General features: G+C 59.7%; 5 protein-coding genes. 2 read left to right on the forward strand and 3 right to left on the reverse strand.

Features of this window, described 5'->3' with window-relative positions; all coding sequences use genetic code 11:
- Nucleotides 1–87: 87 nt before the first annotated feature.
- A complete protein-coding gene (locus DBR30_RS04410) occupies nucleotides 88–726 on the reverse strand; it encodes a DsbA family protein (RefSeq protein ID WP_033112655.1) in 639 nt (212 codons plus the stop codon).
- A 78-nt stretch (nucleotides 727–804) separates the two neighbouring features.
- Nucleotides 805–1,665 carry a Vmh family MBL fold metallo-hydrolase gene (locus tag DBR30_RS04415; RefSeq protein ID WP_108541837.1) on the reverse strand — a complete coding sequence of 287 codons (861 nt, stop codon included), beginning with the start codon at nucleotides 1,663–1,665 and terminating at the stop codon, nucleotides 805–807.
- A 126-nt stretch (nucleotides 1,666–1,791) separates the two neighbouring features.
- Here DBR30_RS04415 and DBR30_RS04420 point away from each other — a divergent pair, with 126 nt between their 5' ends.
- On the forward strand, nucleotides 1,792–2,691 hold the full coding sequence (locus tag DBR30_RS04420) for a LysR family transcriptional regulator (RefSeq protein WP_005362277.1): 900 nt from the start codon (nucleotides 1,792–1,794) through the stop codon (nucleotides 2,689–2,691).
- A 66-nt stretch (nucleotides 2,692–2,757) separates the two neighbouring features.
- On the opposite strand, the gene DBR30_RS04425 is transcribed toward DBR30_RS04420, so the two are convergent.
- Nucleotides 2,758–3,537: a BPSS1780 family membrane protein gene (locus tag DBR30_RS04425; protein ID WP_108541833.1), complete on the reverse strand. Its 780-nt coding sequence runs from the start codon at nucleotides 3,535–3,537 to the stop codon at nucleotides 2,758–2,760.
- A 302-nt stretch (nucleotides 3,538–3,839) separates the two neighbouring features.
- On the opposite strand from DBR30_RS04425, the gene DBR30_RS04430 reads away from it, so the two are divergent.
- On the forward strand, nucleotides 3,840–4,396 hold a 557-nt coding region (locus tag DBR30_RS04430; RefSeq protein ID WP_258224276.1), incomplete at its 3' end, for a M23 family peptidase.

Here is a 4,396-nt window from a genome sequence, read left to right on the forward strand (position 1 = left end):
CGAAGTGTTTCATATCGCTTCTGCATACCGGAATATCGGCCTGCCCCCTCCGCACTAAAGGTGCATTGTCTGTTCACACTTTAATAACTATTTCATCAGCTCCAGCAGATGCTGACGCAACCCGGCTGGGTCGCCCAAGAAGTCGGACACTCGTACAGGGCTCACCTTGCCACCGCACTCCAGCCCAAGCGTGGGGTAGCCCTGACCACCAACCCTCTTCATCCACCCCTGGCTGTCAGCCAGATGTTGCAGCAGAGGGGCCTGCAGATAGGCTTGCTGGAACGTGTCTTCACTGATCCCCTGCTCTGCTGCCAGCGTGGCCAGATGCTCGGCAGAGCCCACCCAGATCCCGTCCCGATAATGGGATTGCTGGATCCGGTGCAGCATGGTCAGGCCATCACCACCCAGTGCGGTGACTGCCAGTACCGCACGGATCGGCGGTTCGGAGTCCAGCAGACAACCCTCACGCAGCAGAAGATCATTGAAATAGCGCTCGCCAAAAGGCTGACCGGTCAGCGCTTCGATCCGCTGATCATGAGGCCGGACATAGTCGCGCAGCGCTTCGCCCATCGGCTGACGACGCACACCTAGCCAGAGTCCGCCAGCATGGAGCTCAATCTTCAGCCCGGTAATGGTGGCAGCACTTTGCAGCAGGGGCGCCGCACCGTAGCACCAGCCACAGAGGGGGTCATAAACATAATGGAGAACGGGATTCTGTTGCTTCATGGTATCTCTCTTCACATTCAGGATAAAAAACCGGGCCTTCTGGCCCGGTAAAAAAACACAGGGATACGGCTCAGTGAATTACCACTTCATCTCGCCGGTATTGACCTTGGCACCGATGGCCAGACCATCGTCAACCGGCAGGGAGGGGTAGGCCTTCTTCAAGCTATCGATCAGCTGGCCGGAGTTCTTCGCCTTCGCCAGCTCTTGCTCGAAACGCTGCACATAACCACGGGTAAAGGTCACAGCTTCGCTCCCTTTCGGTTCAGCACCCAGGAAGTGGCCCGGCACTACCCGCTCGGGTTTCAGCGCCAGCAGCTTGTCGAGAGCCTGAACCCAGTTGTTGCGTGCTGCTTTGGTCTGGCTGTCTGCCATCCAGACATGCACACCGTGGTAAACCGGCACACCACCAAAAGCAGTCTTGATGGAAGGGGCCCAGAGATAGGCATTCGGTGTGTTCATCTCTTTGATTTCGATCTTCTCGCCATCAAGGGTCAGCTGGCTGGCAGTCATCACTTGCGGCACGGTCAGGCTCTTCGGCGCCCCTTTGCCCAGGATCGGACCCCAGTAAGCCAGTTTGGCATCCTTGGTCTCCTTGATGTGGTCGACCACGTGCTGGTCGGCCAGCACCTTCACGTTCGGGAAGGCGGCCAGTACAGGCTCCAGACCAAAGTAAAAGTCGGGGTCACCGGCGCTGATATAGACGGTGGTCAACTGCTTGCCACTCTTCTTAATCATGTCGACCAGCGCCTGACCATTTTGTACGTCGAACTGGGCATCGATCAGGATGGCCTCTTTGTCACCGGTCACCAGTGAGGAGGAGACCGGGAAGATCGCCTTCTCGCCAGGGTTGTAGACGGTCACGCTCAGGGGGGCGGCCAGTACGGCGCCACTCAACAGGGTAGTAGCCAGAGTCAGGTTGCGGATCAGGGTGTTGTTCATCATCTATTCCTCATTAAGTATTCGGGGGTTCATTTGATGGACACAGTGTATTGGATCACTTAAGGTGCAAATACAGCATAAAAAGCGCATCACTGTTGCACATATCGAACATATAGAGAGCCGTACATGGATCGACTGACCGCCTTGCGGGTCTTTGTCAGCGTAGTCGAACAGGGGAGCCTGAGCGGCGCCGGAGAGAAACTGGATATGTCGCGCGCCATGGTGTCGCGCTATCTCGCCGAGCTGGAGAGCTGGATGGGCGCCCGCCTGCTGCACCGCACCACCCGTCGTCTGAGCCTGACCGGGCCGGGAGAGGAAGCGCTGAACCGGGCCCGCGCCATGCTGGCCCTCGGCGAAGAAATGGAGCAGATCGCCGTGAAGGGAGATGACGCCCCCAAGGGACAACTGCGGATCACCAGCAGCTACTCCCTGTCAGAAGCGCTGCTGGTCGGGGCTGCCAACGACTATCTGGCGCAATACCCGGGAACGGCCATCGACATTCTGCTGCTCGACAGAACCGTCAATCTGGTAGAGGAGCGGATCGATCTGGCGGTGCGCATCACCAACGACCTCGACCCCAATCTGGTGGCGCGCCGTCTCGGCACCTGCCACTCGGTAGTCTGTGCCAGCCCAGCCTATCTGGCCCGTCATCCGATGCCACACAAGGTGCAGGATTTGGCGCTGCACAACTGCCTCACCTACACCTACTTCGGCAAGAGCCTGTGGGAGTTCAATGGACCGGACGGTCCCGAGTCAGTGCCGGTCAGCGGTAACCTGAGCGCCAATATCTCCAACCTGCTGCTGGAAGCAACGCTGGAAGGCGCCGGTATCAGCCTGCAGCCCCGCTACTCGGCACAACCCTATCTGGAGCGCGGGGAACTGGTGCCCCTGCTGACCGACTGGCAGCCCAAGCGCCTCGGCGTCTACGGGGTGTATGCCACCCGCAAGCAGATGTCGCCACTGCTGCGCAGCTTCCTCGATTTTCTGCTGGCCCGCATGGCGGCGGATCCCATCTGGCAGGAGTGAACACACCTCAAAACCGATCATGAAGAAGGGGCCGCTGCGGGCCCCTTCTTCAATCTGATCCCTTGATCAGGCTTCAAATCCGAATGGTTCTGAGTGCGGCGCTTCCGGCTGCGCACTCTCGTCCAGGAAAATATCCCGATAAGCCACATAGATGGAGTAGTTGAGCGCCGGGATCACCACCAGCAGACCTACCAGTAACAGCACAGCGCCAAACAGCAACAAAATAGCTGAGAGCAGCCCCCACCAGAAGAAAGGCCACATATTGCGCCAGCAGCCAGCGAAGCTCAGCCGTACCGCCTGGATGATGCCGATATCGTGGTGGTAGATCAGCGCCGGAGCAAAGGTGACCCCCATCAGCACGGGAATGATGAGCAGCATCCCCACCAGCAATACCAGCAGCAGTTGTTGCAACTGGCTGGCTGAGACCACCATGCTTTCGGGATCCTGCGTCAGCAGCGGGAGTAGCCCCCACATGGAGAGCAGACCGAGACAGACGAGGCCCACCAGGCTGAACAGCAGCAACACCAGCAGACCGCCTAGCATCAGCGGGGTCAGCTTGTGGCGAAAACCGGCGAAGAGATCGGCAAACTGCAGCGGCTCCCCCCGATAACCCCGAGCGGCGACCGCCACCCAACCCGCGCCCCACACCATGTAGAGCAGCTGGGAGATAAGGCCACCCGCCGGCAGTTGCTCCAGCAGCATGCCTACCATAAACCAGACCAGCACCATGGCTACGCTGATCCCCATCCCCTTGTTGAAGATATCGAACCCGCTGCGAACCCAGAGCCAGCCACGACCTGTCGTGTACCGGGCCGGTGTGGTGCGCAAAGGGGGTAATCCGTTCATATCGTCTCCTCGGAGTGTCGGTGGCATCAGTGCCGGAAGCCGATTCTAGAGCCAGGGCGGGGGCGACTCAATGGCGAAGCGGCCCGACCACGACATAAAACCTGACGCAGCTATGCACAAAAGGGGCGTCAGCCACGCCCCGCCTCTGGCTGCCCCGACCATAACGAGGCACAATCTGCCCCCTTCCCCAGCCGCGCCTGTCGTGGCCTACGTGTCGTGATCACACTTTAGTGATCGACGAATACCGGACAGGGGGTTGTCATCCCGCCATCCCGGGCGCTTTAACATCGAGTGGTATCGTCATGAGAGTTGTTTGTTGTCTGTTGTTGTTACTGGCCAGCCAGTCAGCCCTGGCCGAGGGTTTTATCAGTCGCCTGCTCAACCATCCGGTGCCGGGTGGCGTTGCAGTGATCCCTCTTGGCGCGTCACCCACTGCCCCCACGGCCCGCTATCACGACAAACCCGTGCTGGTGGTGCGCGAAGACAACCAGTGGATCGCCATCGTCGGCATCTCTCTGAAAAGCATGCCCGGCGCCCAACAACTGAGCACAGGTGATGGCCGTACTCTCGGCTTCACCGTGACCCCCAAGCACTACCGCGAGCAGCACATCAAGCTCAAGAACAGCCGTCAGGTCAATCCGCTCGCCGAGGATATGACACGTATCAACCGCGAGTTGGCGGAGCAGACCCGGGCTTACCAGACCTTCAGCCCCAACCAGCCGAGCAACCTGATGTTCGACAAGCCGGTCAACGGCCCCCTCTCCAGCCCGTTTGGCCTGCGTCGCTTCTTCAATGGCGAGGAGCGCAATCCCCACTCCGGCCTCGACTTCGCAGTGGGCGCTGGCACCCCGATCAAGTC

Origin of the sequence: Aeromonas sp. HMWF017 (assembly GCF_003061465.1) — a bacterium.
GTDB classification, from domain to species: domain Bacteria; phylum Pseudomonadota; class Gammaproteobacteria; order Enterobacterales; family Aeromonadaceae; genus Aeromonas; species Aeromonas veronii.